8 protein-coding genes and 1 pseudogene are annotated in these 21408 nt (G+C 64.2%); 8 read left to right on the top strand and 1 reads right to left on the bottom strand.

Annotation, left to right across the window (positions count from 1 at the left end; all coding sequences use genetic code 11):
- The first annotated feature begins 257 nt into the window (after window positions 1–257).
- The 7 genes and pseudogenes from CLU93_RS26455 to CLU93_RS28795 all read left to right on the top strand — a co-directional run bounded on the left by CLU93_RS26455 (window position 258) and on the right by CLU93_RS28795 (window position 16223).
- Window positions 258–1813: pseudogene (locus tag CLU93_RS26455) on the top strand (IS3 family transposase).
- A 99-nt stretch (window positions 1814–1912) separates the two neighbouring features.
- Complete coding sequence (locus CLU93_RS26450) at window positions 1913–9199, top strand: PKD domain-containing protein (protein ID WP_099764045.1); 7287 nt, start codon at window positions 1913–1915, stop codon at window positions 9197–9199.
- A gap of 7 nt (window positions 9200–9206) precedes the next feature.
- Window positions 9207–13685: an RHS repeat domain-containing protein gene (locus CLU93_RS26445; protein WP_099764044.1), complete on the top strand. Its 4479-nt coding sequence runs from the start codon at window positions 9207–9209 to the stop codon at window positions 13683–13685.
- A gap of 254 nt (window positions 13686–13939) precedes the next feature.
- Window positions 13940–14221, top strand: a complete 282-nt coding sequence (locus tag CLU93_RS27980; RefSeq protein WP_143451829.1) for a hypothetical protein — start codon at window positions 13940–13942, stop codon at window positions 14219–14221.
- A gap of 8 nt (window positions 14222–14229) precedes the next feature.
- On the top strand, window positions 14230–14385 hold the full coding sequence (locus tag CLU93_RS28350) for a hypothetical protein (RefSeq protein ID WP_180287957.1): 156 nt from the start codon (window positions 14230–14232) through the stop codon (window positions 14383–14385).
- A 162-nt stretch (window positions 14386–14547) separates the two neighbouring features.
- Window positions 14548–15195, top strand: a complete 648-nt coding sequence (locus CLU93_RS26440) for a hypothetical protein (protein ID WP_143451828.1) — start codon at window positions 14548–14550, stop codon at window positions 15193–15195.
- Window positions 15183–16223, top strand: coding sequence for an RHS repeat-associated core domain-containing protein (locus CLU93_RS28795; protein WP_099764042.1), 1041 nt, complete (start codon window positions 15183–15185; stop codon window positions 16221–16223). The genes CLU93_RS26440 and CLU93_RS28795 overlap by 13 nt, the downstream gene beginning before the upstream one ends.
- A gap of 4 nt (window positions 16224–16227) precedes the next feature.
- On the opposite strand, the gene CLU93_RS26430 is transcribed toward CLU93_RS28795, so the two are convergent.
- Window positions 16228–17055 carry an IS5 family transposase gene (locus CLU93_RS26430; RefSeq protein WP_099764615.1) on the bottom strand — a complete coding sequence of 276 codons (828 nt, stop codon included), beginning with the start codon at window positions 17053–17055 and terminating at the stop codon, window positions 16228–16230.
- Between the two features lie 393 nt (window positions 17056–17448).
- On the opposite strand from CLU93_RS26430, the gene CLU93_RS26425 reads away from it, so the two are divergent.
- The gene (locus CLU93_RS26425; protein ID WP_143451827.1) at window positions 17449–21393 is read left to right on the top strand and encodes a hypothetical protein; all 3945 of its coding nucleotides are present in this window, start codon (window positions 17449–17451) and stop codon (window positions 21391–21393) included.
- Window positions 21394–21408 lie beyond the last annotated feature (15 nt).

Genomic DNA, 21408 nt, shown 5'->3' with positions numbered 1-21408 from the left:
AACGCGTCGTACACGGTGCGGTTGAGCCGCCACTGCGGGAAGGAACGGCCGCGTTTCGGCCGTGACTTTTGCGCTGAATCAATCCACATGGAAAGTATTATTGCGCAATTGAAATGTCCATATATGATTATGGAAAGCAATAAAAAATATCGACAGGTTTCAATTTTAATTTTGAAGTCTGTTTTTTCCCCGGTGTCAGAATAGTTGTCGCGTCACCTGATGAGTAAAAACGTATCGGGGGCGGGCAAGAGAGTCGTGTGAACAAGTATCCAGCAGAACGAAGAGAAGCGCTACTGCGGCAGATGATGCCGCCCCAAAACAAGCCGGTGTCGGAGTTGGCCCGGGAGAGTGGAATCACGGAGCAACCCCTTTATACTTGGCGCCGTCAACTTCGTAATCAAGGAACGCCGGTGCCAGGTAGTGGGAAAAATGCTGAGGAATGGACCTCGGAAGACAAGTTCGCGGTGGTGCTGGAAACGGCGGCGCTGAACGCAGCCGCGTTGGCGGAATATTGCCGCCGCAAGGGACTGTACGTCGAGCAAATCGCCGCGTGGAAAGCGGCCTGCATGTCGGCCAATGCCAGCTTGGTGCCGCTCACGCGCGAGCAGCAGAAGCAGGCCAAGGAAGACAAGAAGCGCATCCGCGAATTGGAGAAAGACTTGAGTCGCAAGGGGAAAGCGCTGGCTGAAGCGGCCGTGCTGCTGATCCTGCGAAAAAAAGCCCAGGCGATCTGGGGGGACAAAGAGGAAGACTGACCAGCGTCCCGGATCGCCTGAAATGTATTGAACTAGTCCGTGAGGCGGTGGATGCCGGAAGCCGTCTTGCGCCAGCGTGCAAGGAGCTGGAAATGAGCCTGCGTACGCTCCAGCGCTGGGTGCGCGATGGCGACGAAGCGGTGGCCGCCGACAAGCCGCACGATCAGTCCGCGCCCTGAGCCGGCCAATAAGTTGAACGAGGAAGAGCGTGCGCAGATACTGGCCGTTGCCAACAGCGAGGAATTCGGCTGCCTGCCGCCAAGCCAAATCGTGCCGGCACTGGCCGACCGGGGCGTGTACATCGCCTCGGAATCGAGCTTCTATCGTGTGTTGAAAGCGGCATCTCAGCAGCATCACCTGGGCCGGGCGAAGAAGCCCGCCAGTCGTGTCTTGACCAGCCACTGCGCCACCGGCCCGAACCAAGTCTGGAGTTGGGATATTACGTCGATGCCGGCCGCCGTGAAGGGCCAATACTATTACTGGTATATGGTGCTCGATATCTTTAGCCGGAAATCGTCGGTCATGAGGTCCACGTGGCCGAATCGGCGGAACTGGCCTCGCTCCTGATGCGCCGCACCAGCCTGGCTGAAGGGCTGGCGGGCCGACCGCTGGTGCTCCACTCGGACAATGGCAGCGCCATGAAGGGCTCAACCATGCTCGCCATGCTGAAGCAACTGGGCGTGGCGCCGTCGTTCAGCCGGCCGCGGGTGAGCAACGACAATGCTTACGCAGAGTCCTTGTTCCGGACGTGTAAATACCGGCCGAACTACCCGGACAAGCCGTTCGGCAGCATCGATGAGGCGCGCGAATGGATACTGAAATTCGTGCAGTGGTACAACCACCAGCACAAACACAGCGGTCCGAAATTCGTGGCGCCGGCACAGCGCCACGATGGCCGAGATGCCGCGATCCTGCGGCACCGAGAGCACGTCTACGAGGCCGCGAAACAGCGGCGTCCAGAGCGATGGTCCGGCGTGACTCGGGACTGGTAATTGAAGGAGGAGGTTTGGCTGAATTCGGAGCGGAGTCAGCCAGAAGCACTAACGCAAGCCGCATGACTTGACGCGACATCTTTGTTGATAACTACCGTTTGCGTGGGATGGTTTGTCTTGGCTATTTATTGTCCGACAATGAATTGAAAAAATAGAGGCTAGGATATGCAGAGTTTTCCATCGCTTATCACTATCGTTAGATTGCTGGCAGTATTCTTCTTCAGCTATTTTATCGTTTCAGCGCCTGCCGCCATGGCCAGCCCTCCTGACGCGACTGCCGCCATTGCGATTGACGGACCGGCAGTTACGGTGACGACTACGCTAGCGGAGCAGAACGCCCGCCTCACATTCAACGGCACGGCCGGACAGCGCATTAGCGTCAATGCCAGTGCCATTTCCCCTTCGCTCACCTGCACGAGGTTCTCCGTGGTCAACCCCGATGGCAGCAACCTGAGTGCCCCCAATACCAGTTGCAGTTCCTCTCATTTTATCGGTGTGCTGACGCTGCCGGCCACGGGCAGTTACACCATCGTGATGGATCCGAGCGGCGCAAACACCGGTAGTGTAACGTTTTCGCTTTATGCGGTGCCGCCGGCTGCGGACGGCAGCATCACCGTCGGGGGCGCTCCGGTGACGTTCACGACGACCGTGCCGGGGCAGGATGTCCGCCTCACATTCAGCGGCACGGCCGGACAGCGCATTAGCGTCAATGCCAGTGCCATTTCCCCTTCGCTCACCTGCACGAGGTTCTCCGTGGTCAACCCCGATGGCAGCAACCTGAGTGCCCCCAATACCAGTTGCAGTTCCTCTCATTTTATCGGTGTGCTGACGCTGCCGGCCACGGGCAGTTACACCATCGTGATGGATCCGAGCGGCGCAAACACCGGTAGTGCAACGTTTTCGCTTTATGCGGTGCCGCCGGCTGCGGACGGCAGCATCACCTTCGGGGGCGCTCCGGTGACGTTCACGACGACCGTGCCGGGGCAGGATGTCCGCCTCACATTCAACGGCACGGCCGGACAGCGCATTAGCGTCAATGCCAGTGCCATTTCCCCTTCGCTCACCTGCACGAGGTTCTCCGTGGTCAACCCCGATGGCAGCAACCTGAGTGCCCCCAATACCAGTTGCAGTTCCTCTCATTTTATCGGTGTGCTGACGCTGCCGGCCACGGGCAGTTACACCATCGTGATGGATCCGAGCGGCGCAAACACCGGTAGTGCAACGTTTTCGCTTTATGCGGTGCCGCCGGATGCGAGCGGCAGCATCACCGTCGGGGGCGCTCCTGTGACGTTCACGACGACCGTGCCGGGGCAGGATGTCCGCCTCACGTTCAGCGGCACGGCCGGACAGCGCATTAGCGTCAATGCCAGTGCCATTTCCCCTTCGCTCCCCTGCCCGAGGTTTTCCGTGGTCAACCCCGATGGCAGCAACCTGAGTGCCCCCAATACCAGTTGCAGTTCCTCTTATTTTATCGGTGTGCTGACGCTGCCGGTCACGGGCAGCTACACCATCGTGATGGATCCGAGCGGCGCAAACATCGCTAGCGCGACATTTTCGCTTTATGCGGTGCCGCCGGATGCGAGCGGCAGCATCACCGTCGGGGGCGCCCCTGTGACGTTCACGACGACCGTGCCGGGGCAGGATGTCCGCCTCACGTTCAGCGGCACGGCCGGACAGCGCATTAGCGTCAATGCCAGTGCCATTTCCCCTTCGCTCCCCTGCCCGAGGTTCTCCGTGGTCAACCCCGATGGCAGCAACCTGAGTGCCCCCAATACCAGTTGCAGTTCCTCTTATTTTATCGGTGTGCTGACGCTGCCGGCCACGGGCAGTTACACCATCGTGATGGATCCGAGCGACGCGAACACCGGTAGTGCAACGTTTTCGCTTTACACGGTGCCGCCGGATGCGAGCGGCAGCATCACCGTCGGGGGCGCTCCGGTGACGCTGACGACGACGGCGCCGGGACAGAACGCCCGCCTCACGTTCAGTGGCACTTCCGGGCAGCGCATCAGTCTGAACGCCGGTGGAATTTCCTACACGGTCTCCTGCGCGACGTTCTCGCTGCTCAATCCCGACGGCAGCGCCTTGAGCGCACCAAGCTACAATTGCGCTTCTTCCTATTCTATGGGCGCGCTGACGCTGCCGGCCACGGGCAGTTACACCATCGTGATGGATCCGAGCGGCGCAAACATCGCTAGTGCGACATTTTCGCTTGCGCTGGTGTTGCCGCCGCCGACGGCGGATTTCACCCCCAGCGTCAGCTCCGGCGAAGCGCCGCTTGACGTGACGTTCCAGAATACGAGCAGCGGGACGGCCACGTCGTACGCATGGAACTTTGGCGATGGCCGTACCAGTAGCGTAGCCAGCCCGACCGTCCGGTTCAGCCAGGCCGGTACGTTCAACGTCGTGTTGCGCGCCACCGGCATGGGCGGCTATACCGAAGCGACCAAAGTAGTGACGCTGGGCGCCGACGTCACCGGCCCCGCGCTCGGTCCGATCGTATCGGCCGGTGTCCCGATTGGCGCAACACTGGCATTGCAGCAGAGCAGCCAGTTGAACTTTACCGTGACCGATGCCGGCGGCGTGCAGTCAGTGACGGCGAATTTGTCGGGCCAGGCAATCGGCGTCCCGAACATGGGTGGCGGAAACTACCAACTGACGCTTGATCCGCTGCAATACGCCAACGGAAACTACGTCCTGACGATCAACGCCAAGGACATGCTTGGCAATACATCATCCGCCCAGGTCGCGGTGGTGATCAATCTGCCTGCGCCGGCCGCCCCCACGTTGACCGCGCCGGCAAGCAATTTCAAAACCAATCAAGCGTCGCTTGCCGTCAGCGGCACGACGGCGCTGGGTGCCGAGGCGCAATTGTTGTTGAACGGCGTCGGGCAGGGCGCTTGGTTCGCGGTCGCCGGTCAAGCTTTCAGCTCGACGCTGACGCTGGCCGAGGGCGCCAACCAGGTCGCCATCCAGGTGAGGAACAATCGCGGGCTGAGCCCGGCCAGCGCGGCGGTACAGGTCACCCTCGACAGCTCGAAGCCGGCCGGCCCGGTTGCGCTGACCGCGATCTCGCAGGCGCAAGGGAAGGTGCGCCTGAACTGGACGCCGTCGACGGACCAGGCTTCGCTGGGCAGCGTCGTGTACCGCTCCGCCACGGCCTTCGGCACGGCGGCGCAGGCCGTCAGGCTGAACGCCAGTCCGTTGGCCGAGCGCAGCTTCGAAGACCTGCCGGCGGCCGACGGCAGCTATTATTACCGGGTCGCCTCGGTGAACCCGCAGGGCACCCTGAGCGCGCTGTCGAACAGCGTACTGGCGCGCGCCGACTCGACGCCGCCCAAGGCGACGTCGATTCTGTACGCGCCGGCGGGCAAGTACGACGCTGCCAGCGGGCGCATCGGCCAGGGCGCGGTCGACCTGACCGTCACCGTCAGCGAGCCCATGCTCGCCAGCCTGTTCCTGTCGATCGTGCCGCAGGGCGGCGCGCCGATCCCGGTCGAGTTGACCCAGCGCGGCGAGAACACCTACGCCGGCCGCTTCCTGGTCGACGCCAACACGCCGTCCGGCGTCGCCAACGCGCTGTTTTCGGCGCGCGACGCGGTCGGCAACCGCGGCACCGATATCGGCGCCGGTGCCACGCTGAAAATCGACACCGCCGGCCCGGACCTGTCCGGCATCGTCTTGAGCCCGGCCACGCCGATCCAGAACGACAGCGCGCGCACCGTGCAAGCCACGTTCAGCTTCAGCAAGGCGCCGGCGGCCGCGCCCCAGGTCAAATATGCGCTTTCCGGGCCGCTGCGCACCCCGGTGGTGCTGGCCGCGCTGACGCAGCTCAATCCGAACACCTACCAGGGCAGCTTCGTGCTGCCCGGCGACGCCGGCCTGGGCGGCCCCGAGTCGCTCAGTTTCAGCTTCCAGGCGCAGGACGATTTAATGAACGTCTCGACCAGGGTGGCGGCAGCCAACCGCTTCCAGGTCTACCAGGGCACGCTGCCGCCGGCCAATGTGCCGTTCGGTTTGACGGCCAAGGCGCAGGCCGCGGGCAAGGTCAGGCTGGCCTGGCAGGCGGTGGACGAGGCCACCAGTTACCAGCTGTTCCGCCAGGCGCCGGGCCAGGGCGGCTTGCAGGCGCTGCAGCGCGCCGGCGGCGCCGACTACACCGACCAGACCGCGCAAGACGGCGCCTACCGTTATGCCGTCGCCGCCGTGCGGCAGGCCAACGGCCAGGAGTCGGTGTCGGGGCAAAGCGCGCCGGTCGACGTGCTCGCCAGCGCCACCGCGCCGGGCGCGCCGCAGAACCTGGCGCTGCAACTGACCGGGCGGGGTATTTACGCCAGTTGGCAACCGCCGCTTGCGAGCACGGTGGATTCCTATAATCTGTACCGCGCCGGCGGCAGCGCCATCACCGGCGTTGCGGGGCTGAGTCCGTTGAAGAGCGGCGTCAAGACGCCGTTCACCTACGACACCAATCCGCAGCCGTCGGCGGGCGCGTACGTGGTGACGTCGGTCGACGCGGCCGGCAACGAGTCGGCGATCTCGAATTCGAGCTATCTGAACCCCAGCCTACTGCCGGTGCGTAATCTGAAGGTCGAGCAGATCGGCAACGGGCTGCCCGTACTGAGCTGGGCGGCGCCGAACGGTAACGTGGTGTCCTACCAGGTCTACGTCGGCCCGGACGCCGGCAGGACCAAACTGAGCGCCGCGCCGACCGGCGCCACCACCCTGGTCGACACCGGCTATACGGGCGGCGAGCGGCGCTACAGCGTGGCGTCGGTCGACGCCAACGGCGTGGAAATGCCGCGCAACGTGCTGCTGCCGAACGTGGCGGCGCAGATCGCCGCCGGCCTGCCGCTGCGGCGCGGCGTGATGAACCGGCTGCAGGTGCAGGTGGCCAACACCTCGGCCAGCGCGCTCGACGGCGTGCGTGTGGTGGTGCGCCTGCCGGTGAACCCGGACGCCAGCGAATTCAAGGAGCACAAGTCGGCCGCGTTCGCGTTGGCCGCCAACCAGACGCTGCTGGTGCCCGTGGTGGTGGCCGGCTACGCCGGCCTGCCGGCGGCGCCCGAGGCCCAGGTTGGTGTCGAGATCGCGCCCAACGAGGGCGAGCTGGTCAAAATCGCCCGGCCGCAGACGGTGGCGGTGGGCGAGGGCGCGCTGGTGGTCGGCATGGCCACCGACGCCTTCACCCGCGGCGGCGCCGGCAAGCTGAAGCTGACCATCGAGAACACCAGCGAAGTCGACGTGGAATTGCTCGTCGCCACCGGCAACGGCAAGGCGCCGTCGTCGGAGTTGCGCTTCAAGATCCTGGACGCCGACGGCAACGTGCTGGCCACCCAACCCTACGTCCAGGCCGGCGGCGCCAACGTCGTTACGTTGAGCAACGGCCTGACCGTGGCGCGCATCGCGGCCGGGGCGAGCTATGTTTCCGAACTGTTCACGCTGAACGTGCCGGCTTCCAGCCCCAACCGCATCCGCGTCAAGCTCGAGGTCGACAAATTGCGCTACCACACGGGCCAGGACGACGAGCTGCAGATCGCCGGGCGCGGCTCGGAGAAATCGATTTCGCTGCTCGACACCGCCTACGTCGGCGAGGTCAGCGACGTCGCGCCGCTGAGCTCCTTCGGCGACCAGGACGTGCTCATCCGCGGACGCGCGCTGGAACGCGCCGGCAACGCGGCGCTGCCCAATACGCGCCTGAAACTGGTCCTCAACCAGCAGGGCTACGAACGCAGCTTCAGCGTGCTCACCGACGCCGCGGGCGCTTTTTCCTACAGCTTCAAACCGACCCTCACCGACGCCGGCCTGTACAAGGTCAGCGCAGTGCACCCCGACATCACCGACCGGCCCGAGCAAAAGGCTTTCACCATCCACCGCGTGACGGTCGGCCCGACGCCGTACCGGCTCGACGTGCCGAGGAACTATCCGTTCCCGATTCCTTTCGTCGCCAAGGCCGGGCCGGGCACGACGGCGAGCCGGCTGCGCTTCACGCTGGACGCGGCCAGCCAGCCGACCGGCCAATTGCCGGCGGGCGTCAGCGTGCAACTGCCGGCGCCGGTCAGCCTGGCCGAGCGCCAGAGCCTGAACGTGCCGGTGCAGTTTAGCGCCGACAACGACGCGCAGCCGTCGGGCAGCCTGGTCTTGAACGTCGTCAGCGACGAACACGCCGGCGCGCCGCTGGCCCAGGTCAGGGTGGACTACCAACTGTCGCAGGCGAAACCGTATCTGGTGAGCACGCCGGCGTATCTCGAAACCGGCCTGGCGCAAGGCGGCAGCCAGGTCGAATCGTTCACGCTGAAGAACCAGGGCTTGCAGGAGGCGCTGAACCTGCGGTTCAGCTTGAGCAAGGCGGACGGCGGCGCCGCGCCCGGCTGGATCAGCATTGGCAGCCAGGCCGCCGGCACGCTGGCCGTCGGCGCCAGCCGGGCGATCGACCTGGCGTTCACGCCGCCGGCGGGCACGCCGGAGGGCGTGTACGAATTCAAGCTCCACATCGCCGGCGACAACCTGCCGGCCCAGGCGCTGGGCGTGTACGTCAGCCTGAGCCAGAGCGGCAAGGGCAATCTGCTGTTCAAGGCGGCCGACATCTACACCGCCACGGTGGGCAAGGACGGCCGCCTGGTCGCCGGGCTGGCCAACGCCAGCATCACAGTGCAGAACGAAGACATGCCGACCATCACGCGGGAGCTGTCGACCGACGCCGCGGGTGAGGCGCTGTTCCAGAACCTGCCCGCCGGCCGCTATCAATTCCGCGCCAGGGCGGCCAACCACCAAGAGGCCGGGGGCCGCCTGCAGGTGAAGCCGGGCATCACATCCAACCAGCCGGTGTTCCTCAACTATAACTTGATCACGGTGGAGTGGACGGTACGCGAAATCGCCATCGAAGACCGCTACGAGATCAACCTCAACACCACCTTCGAGACCGACGTGCCGGCGGCGGTGGTGCTGCTGGAGCCGGCCAGCGTCAACCTGCCCAGGATGCGCGCCGGCGACGTGTATTTCGGCGAACTGACGCTGACCAACTACGGCCTGGTTCGCGCCGACAACGTGACGCAAGTGCTGCCGGCGAGCGACGCCATGTTCCGCTTCGAATTCCTGGTCGAGGTGCCGCCGGTGCTGGGGGCCAAGCAGCGCGTCACCATCCCGTACCGGGTGATCGCGCTGCAATCGCCGGACGCCGCGGCCAGCGGCGCCAACGCCTCCGGTGGCGGCGGCTGCGGCGGCCATTCCTACAGCACCAGGGTGAGCTGCAGTTACGTGTGCGCCAACGGCGCCACGTCGAGCGGCGGCTCCAGCGCCTTATGGACCTACGGCAACGGATATTCCGGCAGTTGCGGTGGCGGCGACGGTGGTGCTGGCGGCGTCAGCGGTCCTGGCGGACATTCCACGCCAATCAAGATGAAAGGCAAAAAATGCCAATACGTGCCCAAGGGCGGAACCAGCTGCGAAGGATGAGCAAGCGATGAACAAGCCACTAGTCTCATTTTTGACGTTGGCGCTGTTGGCCCTGCTGGCATGGCCGACAGCGCATGCCGAGGACTCCCGCAACGGCCTGCGGATAACGCTGCCCAACGGCTACGCCAACGTGGCGGTCGATGACCTGCGCGTGGCGAGCACGGCGGGCGCGGTGCGCTGGACGCGCCACTGGGACGGGCAGGAATGGAAATTCAACCCGCACTGGGAAAGCCTGTCGCAGTCGTGGAAAAACCTCACCGGCAGCCAGAGCGCCAACACCACCGGCGGCACGTCCGGCGCGTCGACGGCGTCGTCGGGCGGAAACGGCGGCGGTTGCTGGGTGTGGGTGGACGACGACTGGCAGCCGTCGACTGGCAGCGTGGTGATTGGCGGCGTGCCCCAGGCCGGCCCCATGGTGCCGATACGCACCACGCCGTTCAACCGCGTGATGGGCGAGGGCGACGGCGACTACCCGCCGCCGCAGCACGTCAGCGTCGACTACGCCGCGCTGTGCGCGGGCAGCGGCGGCGCCGGCGCGCGCGACGCGGAAGCCATCCGCAAGGCCAACGAGTTGTACCTGGGCGAAGCGGGGCGCTTCGCCTTCAGCAACCGCACCATCCTGGAAAAACGCGGCGTGCGCCAGCTGCCTGGCGCGAGCGCGGCCGCGCAATACGCCGCCCTGGCGACGGGCGCCATTGCGCTGGCGCCGGTGGACAACGCCAAGGGCTTCCGCTGGATCGACCGGGGCGGCGCCTGGATCGACTACAACACCCAGGGGCAGGTGGTGGCCTGGGGCGACCAGAACGACAACAGGGTCTGGATGCTGCGCGACCTCGGCGGCGTGCTGCGCGGCGTGGCCGACGCCAACGGCCACGTGCTGTACAGCCTGCACTACACCGGCGAACTGGTCACCGAAGTGCGGGACTACGGGGTCGGCGCCGGCGACCCGGGACGCTCGGTCAAATACGCATACGACGCCCACAACCGCCTGGTGCGGGTCACCGACGCGCGCGGCAACGCCAGCAAGTACGACTACGATGCGGGCAACCGCATCGTCGCCATCACGGATGCCGAGGGGCGCACAGAACAGCTGGGCTACAGCGGTGACACGGTCAAGCGGCGCACGGCGCCCGACGGCGCGGTGACGGACTACGAGTTCGACTACGACGACACCAACAAACAGTTTGGCAGCAAGATCACCGGCCCGGAAACGGCGGCGGGGCGCCGCGTGGAAGACTATGCCCACAACCGCGTAGGCAAGTTGGTGCGCACGATCGTCAACGGGCGTACCGAGGCGGAGGTGCGCTACGACACGGCGGCGCGCAGCCGCATCGTCACCAACGCGCGCGGCTTCACGACGCGCGTGAGCAGCAACGAATTCGACCAGGCGGTCGAGATCGTCCACCCGGACGGCGCCGGCGAGAAGCGCAGCTATTCCGCGCAGCACCTGGGCTTGACCGAGGAAGTCGACGAACTGGGCGTCAAGACCCGCTACCAGTACGACGACAAAGGCAGGCTGGCGAAGAAGACCGAAGCGGCCGGAAGCGCGGACGCGCGCGTCACCGACTACACCCGCAACAGCCTCGGACAAATCACCTCGGTCACCAGCCGGGGGCGCACGGAGGCGAACGGCACGCTGACCCTGGACGCGGTCTGGTTGCTTGAGTACGACGCCCTCGGCCAGCTCAAAAAAACCACCGACCCCGAAGCGAACGTGCGCCAGTACCGCTACGACCATGCCGGCAATCTGGTGGGCACGACCGACCCGCGCGGCAACGCCACACGTTATGAGGTCGACGCGGGCGGTAACTTGAGCAAGGTCAGCGATGCCCTGGGCCGTAGCCGCAGCTACGAGTACGACAAGGTGGGCAATTTGATTGTGTTCACGGACGCCCGCGCCAAGACAGTGCGGGCCGCCTACGACGCGATGAACCGGCGTTGGCAAAGCAGCAACGCGGTGGGTGGGGTGTACGAGGTGCAATACAACGGCCAGGGCCTGGCGGTCTCCGAAACCGACGAAGACGGCAGAACCACGCTGGCCGAGTACGACAACTTCCTGGCGCTGACAAAGCAAACCGACGCGTTGAACAATGCGACCCGGTTCGGCTACCAGGTCGCCGATGGCAGCGCCGCAGGCCAACTTGGCAGCCTGAATCAAGCCACCGAGGTGAGCTACCCCACCTTCACCCGGCAAACCCGGTTCGACCGGCGCGAGCGCCAGACCAGCGAAAGCCTGAAAAACAGCAATGCCCAAGGCCAGGAAACCCTCACCAGCAGCGTCGGCTACGACAAGCGCGGCCAGGTCATAAGCGAACTGGACGCCAACGGCCACAGCCGCACGCGCGGCTACAACGCGTTTGGCCAGCAGACCGAACACGTCGATGCCCTGGCCGGCAAGACCAGCTACGAGTACGACGCGCGCGGCAACCTGCTGCAAGTAAGCGACGCCAAAGGGAACGTCCACCGCTTTGACTACGACCGCAACGACCGGGTCGTCAAGCAGACGCTGCCGCTGGGCCAAAGCACGCGCTTCGACTACGACGCCGCCGGCAACGTGATCGAAAAAATCGATCCGCTCGGGAATAAGTTGAGCGCCACTTACGACGCGGCCAACCGCCTGGTCGAAATCAGGCAATACAAGGCGGACGGCACCTTGCTGCGCAGCAGCACCCTGACCCTGGACGCCAACGACAACCTGGCCGCCTGGAGCGATACCGACCACGTCGCGAACAAAACCAGCGGCGCCCGCGCCACCTTCGACGACGCCAACCGCAAAACCGGCGAAACCGTCACCTACCCCGGCGGCCACACCCTGGGTTACGGCTACGCCTACAGCGCCGCCGGCAAGAAGATGCAACTTGCCTGGCCCGACGGCACGCAGATAGCGTATGGCTACAGCCCGCACGGCATGCTCGCCTCCGTCACTATTCCGGGCGAGGGCGCGATCAGCGTCAACCGCTACAAATGGACCGCCGCCGAGCAAACCGCGCTGCCCGGCGGCGGCGCGCAGGAAAAAACATACGACGGCCTGCTGAAGCTGGAGACCTTCAAAGTCAAGTCGCCGGCGCAACAGAGCGTGCTGGAGCTGAGCCACCAGTACGGCAAGGTGCAGGAACTGAAAAAGCGCAGCCGCACCGACACGGCCAACAACACCAGCACCACCCAAAGCCACGACTACCAGTACGACAAGGAAGACCGGCTCGCCGTCGCGACGACGGATGGCGGCGGCCTGTTCGGCACGGACACGGAGGGTTTTACGCTGGACGCCGTGGCCAACCGCGTCGCGCACACCAAACAGAACGGGGCGTGGCTCTACGACGCCAACAACCGCCTGACCCGGCGCGGCAACGGCGCGTGCGGCGCGGTGGGGGTGGTGTGTTACGAATACGACGCGGCGGGCAACCTGGGCAGGCAGACGGAAGGCGCGAAGCTCACCCGATACGGCTACAACGCCAGTAACCAGTTGGTGGAAGTCAAAGATGGCGCCCAACTGGTCGCTAGATACGGCTACGACCCGCTTGGCAGGCGGATCTGGAAAGAGCAGTACCGCGACAAAAACGGCGCGATCCTCGCCCAAGCCCGGCGCACCTACTTCCTGTATGCGGACGAAGGATTGATCGCCGAGGCCAGCCAAAGCATCACGCTCAACGCCGACCAGAGCGTTACCGCCAACGGCGGCGCGGCGATCACCACGCAATACGGACCGCGCCCCGACGCCATGTTCGGCACCGGCATGTTGTTCGTGAAAACGCAAGACAGCAACGGGCAAGCCCGGTACGCTTACTACCACCACGACCACCTGGACACGCCGATCCAGGCGACGGACAAGCAGGGCAACGTGGTGTGGGCGGCGCGCTACGAGCCGTTTGGGCGGGCGCACATCGTCACGCCGGCCGCCACGGTGGACAAACCGACGATCACATCGAACCTGCGGTTGCCGGGGCAGTACGAAGACCAGGAAACGGGATTACACTACAATTACTACAGGGATTATGATCCGCAAACGGGAAGATATATCCAGTCTGATCCGAATGGTCTCGAAGGCGGGCCGAACACATACCTTTACGCAAACGCTAATCCACTGATGTACACCGATCCGACTGGAGAAGTTGGTATTGTTGGCGCGGGAATTGGTGCTGCTTTTGAAATCGGAATGCAAGGCTACAAAAATTACCAAAATGGATGTGATGTCTTCGATCCGAGTAATTATGACTGGTGGGATGTTGCATGGTCGGCAGCGGCTGGTGGACTGGCACCTGGTTGGCTTGGCGTTGGTAAGACCACGATGCAGTCCGGTGGCGCGCTTAGAAATTTGTCGGAACAATTGGGGCGAGCACGCACGGCTAATCGTGCAGGAAAAATTGCAAGACGTATACAAACTCATCGTGGTGAAATTGCGGGTGCGTTAATTGCACAAGGCGCCTGGCAAGGCTACAAGGCGATTGGAAAATATGTGAATGGCGATGATTGTTCATGTAAACGATGATTGGACCTGCAATGCGAAAGTTACTAATTTACGTTATTGGACTCGCTCCGCTTGCCTTTGGACAGGAATGGTTGAGAGCGACTGTTAACGAGCTGCCAGCGTTTGGCTTCGCAATTTTATATCTACTTATATTGCGGGGGCTTGCCGAAAAGTTTGGGAAATAGCATGCATGTGGGAGCGTGCGCCACTTGCTACGTAAGTAGCAATGGGTACAAGCTGCACATCGACACTGCCGAGTAATTACGATTGGTGGGATGTCGTCGTTTCTGGTGGTGTTGGCGCTGCAGGGCCTGGTTGGCTTAACGTGGGGAAAGACCACGTGGCAGTATAGTGGTGCAATCAAAAATTTGTCAGAGCAAGCTGGCCGGGTGCGCACGGCGAATCGAGCTCAGAAAGTTGAAAACCGCATCAACGATCACAAAGACAAAATTAAGAATGCGCTTATCACGCAAGGTATTTTCCAAGGAGCTAAGGAAGCCGGCAAACACATTAATGATCCTTCCGATTCTTCCAATTTTTGCGAATGTCGGCGCTGAAGGCATATATGAAGAAACAACATATTTATTTGCTTGGTATCGCTGGTCTTGGTTTGGCATACCAAAGTATCAAGGACGCACTTGATTGTGGAGCAGTATTTGCTGGCGCCATGCTATGCATTGTGTTGATTATTTCCTGGTTGGCGCATCGTTTCGGAAAGTAAAAGGTATTTCGTAACTGTTCAGCCGCTACGCGGCGGGCAGAATTGGGTTGCCGGCGAGGGCGCGCTGGTGGTCGGCATGGCCACCGACGTCCTCACCCGCGGCTGCGCTTCACGCTGGACGCGGCCAGCCAGCCGTCCGGGCAATTGCCGGCGGGCGTCAGCGTGCAACTGCCGGCGCCGGTCAGCCTGGCCGAGCGCCAGAGCCTGAACGTGCCGGTGCAGTTTAGCGCCGACAACGACGCGCAGCCGTCGGGCAGCCTGGTCTTGAACGTCGTCAGCGACGAACACGCCGGCGCGCCGCTGGCCCAGGTCAGGGTGGACTACCAACTGTCGCAGGCGAAACCGTATCTGGTGAGCACGCCGGCGTATATCGAAACCGGCCTGGCGCAAGGCGGCAGCCAGGTCGAATCGTTCACGCTGAAGAACCAGGGCTTGCAGGAGGCGCTGAACCTGCGGTTCAGCTTGAGCAAGGTGAACGGCGGCGCCGCGCCCGGCTGGATCGGCATTGGCAGCCAGGCCGCCGGCACGTTGGCCGTCGGCGCCAGCCGGGCGATCGACCTGGCGTTCACGCCGGAGGGCGTGTACGAATTCAAGCTCCACATCGCCGGCGACAACCTGCCGGCCCAGGCGCTGGGCGTATACGTCAACCTGAGCCAGAGCGGCAAGGGCAATCTGCTGTTCAAGGCGGCCGACATCTACATCGCCACGGTGGGCAAGGACGGCCGCCTGGTCGCCGGGGTGGCCAACGCCAGCATCACGGTGCGGCCTTCAAAGTCAAGTCGCCGGCGCAACAGAGCGTGCTGGAGCTGAGCCACCAGTACGGCAAGGTGCAGGAACTGAAAAGCCGCAGCCGCACCGACACGGCCAACAACACCAGTACCACCCAAAGCCACGACTACCAGTACGACAAGGAAGACCGGCTCGCCGTCGCGACGACGGATGGCGGCGGCGTGTTCGGCACGGACACGGAGGGTTTTACGCTCGACGCCGTGGCCAACCGCGTCGCGCACACCAAACAAAGCGGGGCGTGGCTCTACGACGCCAACAACCGCCTGACCCGGCGCGGCAGCGGCGCGTGCGGCGCGCCGGGAGTGGTCTGCTACGAATACGACGCGGCGGGCAACCTGGGCAGGCAGACGGAAGGCGCGAAGCTCACCCGATACGGCTACAATGCCAGTAACCAGTTGGTGGAGGTCAAAGATGGCGCCGCCCAACTGGTCGCCCGATACGGTTACGATCCGCTTGGCAGGCGGATCTGGAAAGAGCAGTACCGCGACAAAAACGGCGCGGCCCTCGCGCAAGCCCGGCGCACCCATTTCCTGTACGCGGACGAGGGACTGATCGCCGAGGCCAGCCAAAGCATCACGCTCAACGCCGACCTGAGCGTTACCGCCAACGGCGGCGCGGCGATCACCACGCAATACGGACCGCGCCCCGACGCCATGTTCGGCACCGGCGTGTTGTTCGTGAAAACGCAAGACAGCAACGGGCAAGACAGATACGCTTACTATCACCACGACCACCTGGACACGCCGATCCAGGCGACGGACAAGCAGGGCAACGTGGTGTGGGCGGCGCGCTACGAACCGTTCGGGCGGGCGCACATTATCACGCCGGCCGCGACGGCTGACAAACCGACGATCACATCGAACCTGCGGTTGCCGGGGCAGTATGAGGACCAGGAACCGGGATTGCACTACAATTACTACAGGGATTATGATCCGCAGACTGGCAGGTATATTCAGAGCGACCCGATTGGGCTGGAAGGTGGTATCAATACCTATGGGTATGTTGGGGGCAACCCTGTCATCCGAACTGACCCCTTAGAGACGGTTTAATAACTTAGCGGAAATTTAGTCGATGCAGCAGCAACGATCCCATGGCCAGGTAGATCATGTTTTCCGACACGTCAATGCGCTGTTCGTAGTCGCGCACCAGGCGCCGGTAACGCATCAGCCATGCGAACGTTCGCTCGACCTCCCAGCGCCTTGGCTGAACAGCGAAACCTTGCTGCCCCTGCAAACGCCGCACGACTTCCACAGTAAAGTCGAGAAACGCGGCCTTGTCCATCAACTGTCTGCGGTCGTATGCCGCATCTCCAAACAGATGCTTCACCCACGGCCAGCGTTTGATCAAGCCATCGAGCACCATCTGCGCGCCAGTGGAGTCGGCAATGTCGGCTGGCGTCAGGTGCATCGCCAGCAAGCGACCATCCGTGTCGACTGCGATATGGCGTTTGCGCCCGCTGAGTTTCTTGTTGGCGTCATAACCTCGCGTTCGCGCGCCGGGCGCTTTCACGCTCTGGCTATCGACAACACCGGCACTCGGCAGCACCTCCCGCTCATTGCACAAGCGATCCAGCATCAGCGCCAAGTCATGGATGGTACGAAACAGCATGCGCCGCATCAGCCGCCGAAACCAGTAATAGACCGTCTGATACGGAGGGAAATCATTCGGCAGCATGCGCCACTCGCATCCAGACCGCACCATGTAACGCAACGCATTGATCACCGTACGCAAATCCGTCTTGCGAGGCCTTCCCGTCTTCGCTTGCTTTGGTAGCAGCGGTGCGATCAAGCGCCACTCTTCATCTTTCACATCCGTGGGATAGCCACGTTTGAGTCCCGTCCTCACCTGCTGATGCCGGTTTCGATTCTCTTGCGTCCACATCATCAATCGCTCCAAAACATCAAAGATGCTTTGACCCGAAAGTTGCTATGAAGTTTTTAAACCGTCACTTAGGAGTATTTTTGAGGCGCTCTGGGGAATTTGACGCGGACAAGCGTGCGGCGTTGGTGCCGGCGCCTCCTGGTCGTTCTTATATGACATCAAATGGGAAAAAAAGAATCGTAGTTCTTTTGGTTTACTGTTGAGATTGTTGCTGCGCATCAACTAATGCCCAAAGCGGCATTGCGGATTGGCCGCCGCCATATATCCTCCCTACAAGACGTACCTGTTAATTCGACTGCGGACGCAAGGCCCGCCAAATAGCTACCGGTCGTCAGGTCGCTCGCTATCATTTTGGGTATTCCGGTGTATTGATTTTTTCAAGCCGAGTAAGCGATGAAAACGAACGCGACAAACACACCTGCAATGAAACTATCCCGTAGCGCATCCGGCAGGTGGTTCGCCGCCGTGCTGCTTTTGGCGGCCGGCTTGCTGTCCGTGCCCGCCGTCCTGGCTCAGGCGACGGTCTGCGCCCGCGTCAAGATCGAGATCAAGCAGGCGCTGACGCTGGAGCGCCAGGCCTTCGACGCGGAGATGAGGATCAGCAACACCACCGACACCGGGGTGATCGAAAACGTCGCGGTGGAGCTGAAGGTCCGCGATGAAAGCGGCAGCCCGGTGCCGGTCAGCGACAATCCGAACGACACCTCGGCGCGGTTTTTCGTGCGCGTGTCCAACAAAACCAACATTGCCGCCATCGACGGCAGCGGCGCGGTCGCGCCAATGACGACCGGCACCGTCAACTGGCTGCTGATTCCCGCGCCGGGTTCTGCGGGCGCGACGGCGCTGGGGAAGAAATACCTGGTCGGCGCCACGCTGAAATATCAATATGGCGCCGAGCAAACGGTGCTGGACATCGCCCCCGCCGTGATCACCGTCAAGCCGCTGCCGTCGTTGACGCTGGACTATTTTCTGCCGCAAGACGTCAACGCCGACGACCCGCTCACGCCCGCCATCGAGGCGGCCGAGCCGTTCACGCTGGGGGTGCGCGTCAAGAACAATGGCTACGCCACCGCCAAGGCGCTGAAGATCGACTCGGCTCAGCCGAAGATCGTCGAAAACCTGCAGGGCTTGCTGATCAATTTCCTGCTGACCGGCAGTTATGTCAACGACGCGCCGGTGCACAACACGCTGCTAGCCAATTTCGGCGACGTCGCCGGCGGCGCCAGCAAGATGGCGCGCTGGAACATGGAAACCACGCTGGCCGGCAAGTTCGTCGAATTCACCGCCAAATTCAGCCACTCGGACGAGCTGGGCGGCGCGCTGACGTCGATCTTGCAGGCGGCCAATGCCCACGCGCTGATCCACGACGTGCGCGTCGATTTGCCGGGGCGCGACTATGTGCGCGACTTCCTGGCGCGCGACGGCGACGTCGTCCGGGTGTACGAGTCCGACGGCCCGGACACCGTGGTGAGCGACCGCAGTGGCGTGGCCACGCTGACGGCCGGCACAACCCCGGGCGGCGTGCAGTACCGCTTGAGCTTTCCGCCCACCGCCGGTTTTTCCTATGTCCGGCTGGCCGATCCGTTTAACGGCAGCAAGGTGCCGGGGAAGGTCATGCGCTCGGATGCCAAGCAACTGTCGGCCGAGAACGTGTGGCTGTCAAAGACGCGCAATGCCGGCACCAAGCAGTGGGAGTACTGGGTCAACCTGTTTGACGTGAACAGCAGCGGCGAGTACGACAGCCAGTTCCAGGCGCCGCCGGCGGGCCCACGCGCGCCTGTGATGCAGTTTATCCCGGACCGCGTGGTCCAGGAAGGCAAGCAGGTTTCTTTCCTGGTCGAGGCCAGCAGCCCGGACGGCAAGGCGTTGATGTTCGCGGCGGCGCCGCTGCCGGTCGGCGCCCGTTTGACGCCGCAGGCCGCCGCTGCGGCGGGCCTGGCGCGCGCCATTTTCGACTGGACGCCGGCCAAGGGCAGCGCGGGAAATTACCCGATCAATTACAGCGCCAGCGACGGCAGCCTGAGCGCGGTGCGTTCGGCCGCCATCCGCGTTGAGGCCGCGAAGGCGCCGCCGGGACCGGCCATCCCGAGGATACTGTCGCCCTTGTCGGGGGCCCGGTTGACGCACCGCACACCCGTTCTGGCGGTGCAGGTCTCGGGCGAGGCGGGCGATCCGACCAGCAAGGTGCAGTTTGAACTGTATGCGGACGAGGCCGCCACCAAATTGCTGGCGAGCGCCTTGCTGGACAAGGGGCCGCCCGGCGCGGGCGCCGGCGGCGTCACGCTGTCGGTCCCCACTATTTGGCAGCTGCCGGACGCGTTGAACAACAACACCGCCTACTGGTGGCGCGCGCGCGCCTTCGACGGCGCAGTGTTCAGTCCGTGGGTCTACGCGCGCTTTTCCGTCAACACGTTCAACAATGTGCCGGACCAGTTCAACTTGAACGGTCCCATCCCGCTCTGGGCCGTCGCCTCGCACACGCCGGCGCTGGCGTGGACCAACAGCAAGGACAGTGACGGCGACGCGATCCGCTACGCTGTGACGGTGTACCGCGACGCGGCGCTCAGCACGGTCCTGGCGCAGTCGGCCGACTTGCCGGGCGACGCCAGCGGCAGCACGTCGTGGACCGTGCCGGTGCCGCTGGCGGACGCGCCCAACTACTACTGGCGCGTGCTCGCCAAGGACGCGCTGGACGGGCAAACGCAGGCCGCGGCCAGGACGTTTACGGTCAAGACCACCAGCCCGGAGGCGCCGCTCCCGTTGCCGCTCAGTCCGGCCGCCGGCGGCCGCGGCACCAGTCCCACCACCGCGTTGGTCGCGGGCCGCCGCACGGAGCAGGAAGCGCTACCGGATGTCTATGTGTTTGAGATCGATACCGTCAGCACTTTCGACTCCGGCAACAAGCGCATATCCGGCCTGGTGAAACCGTCCGGCGCGGCGGGCGCCAGCTGGAGCGCTACCAACCTGGTCGAGGACCAGCGTTACTGGTGGCGGGTCAAGGCGCGCCTCGGCCCGATCGAGTCGGCCTGGGCCGGCTCGCACTTCCTGATGAGCGCCGCCAACCACGCGCCGCCGGCGCCGACCGTCAAAAACCCCGGCAACGCGGCGTGGACGGCGTCGCTGCATCCGAGCCTGGAGGCGAACCCGGTGGCCGACCCGGAGGGCGAGGCGGTGCGTTACCAGTTCGAGGTGTACAAGGACGCCGCGCTCGGCCAGAAGTTCGCCGACGGCAGCTCCGCCAACAGCGCGCTGGTTTTGCCGGCGCCGCTGGTGGACGGCGCCGCCTACTGGTGGCGCGTGCGCGCCCTCGACGCGTCTGGCGCGGCCAGCGGCTGGAGCGCGGCGTCCATGTTGCATGTGCGCAGTGCCCCCAGCCAAGGGCTGGCGATCGCCGTGACGTCGCCGGTCGCCTTGGTCGTCCCCCAGCTCAGCGACGGCCGCCGCCAGGTGACGATCCGCTGGGAGGGCGCCGACCCGAATTCGACGGCGACGGTGGCGCTGTACTTCAGCGCCAGCGCGAACGGTTTCGGCGGCACCCGCATCGTCGACGGCTTGCCGCCGCAGGGCGGCGCGCAGTCGGGCGGCTATGTGTGGGACGCGGCGGCGCTGGCCCCGGGCGTGTACTACGTCTACGCCGAAATTTATGATGGCAGCGGGGTCGGCCGGGCCTACGCGCCGGGCGCGGTGGTGATACCGAACGCTCAACCGGGCGGAACGCTGGGCATATCCGGTCCAGGCACCTGGTACGAGGCGGCGGCGGGCACGGTGGCGGTGAGCTGGTCCGGCGCCTCGGAGAGCGCGATGCTGTTGCCCATGTCGGGCAACGCCGTGCCGACCTCGCCGGATGCGCTGGCGGTGTCGGGCGCATCGGGAACCCGCCTGGTTACGCTCTCGCTGCCCTACCAGTGCAACAAAGAGCCGCTGTCGATCACAACCCGTATCGGCGCCGTGCTGACCGAGGACCTGAACTTCGCCGGGCGCGTCGCCAGCACCGGCGCCCGCAAGGTGGTCTATGCGCCGTCGAACACCGGCGACGAGTCGCTGCGGGTGTGCGATATCCGCATCGTGGCGGAACGCAAGCTCGATGCCGCCTATTCGGAGTTCACCGTCTCCGCCAAGCTGAGCAATCTTGGCGCGGCGATCGCCGTCGCCAACGCGGCGCCGCTGGCGAACGCGCCCGGTGTGAGCGTTTTCGGCGCGCTTGAGTTCAACGCCATCGGCGCCGGCGAGCTTGCCAATTCGCGCACGACGGTGACGGTGCGCGCACCGTCCGGGGCGTCCGGTGCCTCCTCCATTTTGCAGAAGGGTTTGACATGGTCAGTTCTCGTCGTCCGCTAGGCCGCGCCGTGGCAG

The sequence above is a fragment of the Janthinobacterium sp. 35 genome (assembly GCF_002754575.1).
Lineage (GTDB): Bacteria > Pseudomonadota > Gammaproteobacteria > Burkholderiales > Burkholderiaceae_D > Janthinobacterium > Janthinobacterium tructae.
This window is presented reverse-complemented; position numbering and strand designations above follow the sequence as displayed.

Coding starts and splice junctions, on each gene's coding strand:
- CLU93_RS26445 (WP_099764044.1), top strand. CDS start 9,207: ATGAACAAGCCACTAGTCTCATTTTTGACGTTGGCGCTGTTGGCCCTG.
- CLU93_RS26430 (WP_099764615.1), bottom strand. CDS start 17,055: ATGTGGACGCAAGAGAATCGAAACCGGCATCAGCAGGTGAGGACGGGA.
- CLU93_RS26425 (WP_143451827.1), top strand. CDS start 17,449: ATGAAAACGAACGCGACAAACACACCTGCAATGAAACTATCCCGTAGC.
- CLU93_RS28350 (WP_180287957.1), top strand. CDS start 14,230: ATGAAGAAACAACATATTTATTTGCTTGGTATCGCTGGTCTTGGTTTG.
- CLU93_RS27980 (WP_143451829.1), top strand. CDS start 13,940: ATGTCGTCGTTTCTGGTGGTGTTGGCGCTGCAGGGCCTGGTTGGCTTA.
- CLU93_RS26450 (WP_099764045.1), top strand. CDS start 1,913: ATGCAGAGTTTTCCATCGCTTATCACTATCGTTAGATTGCTGGCAGTA.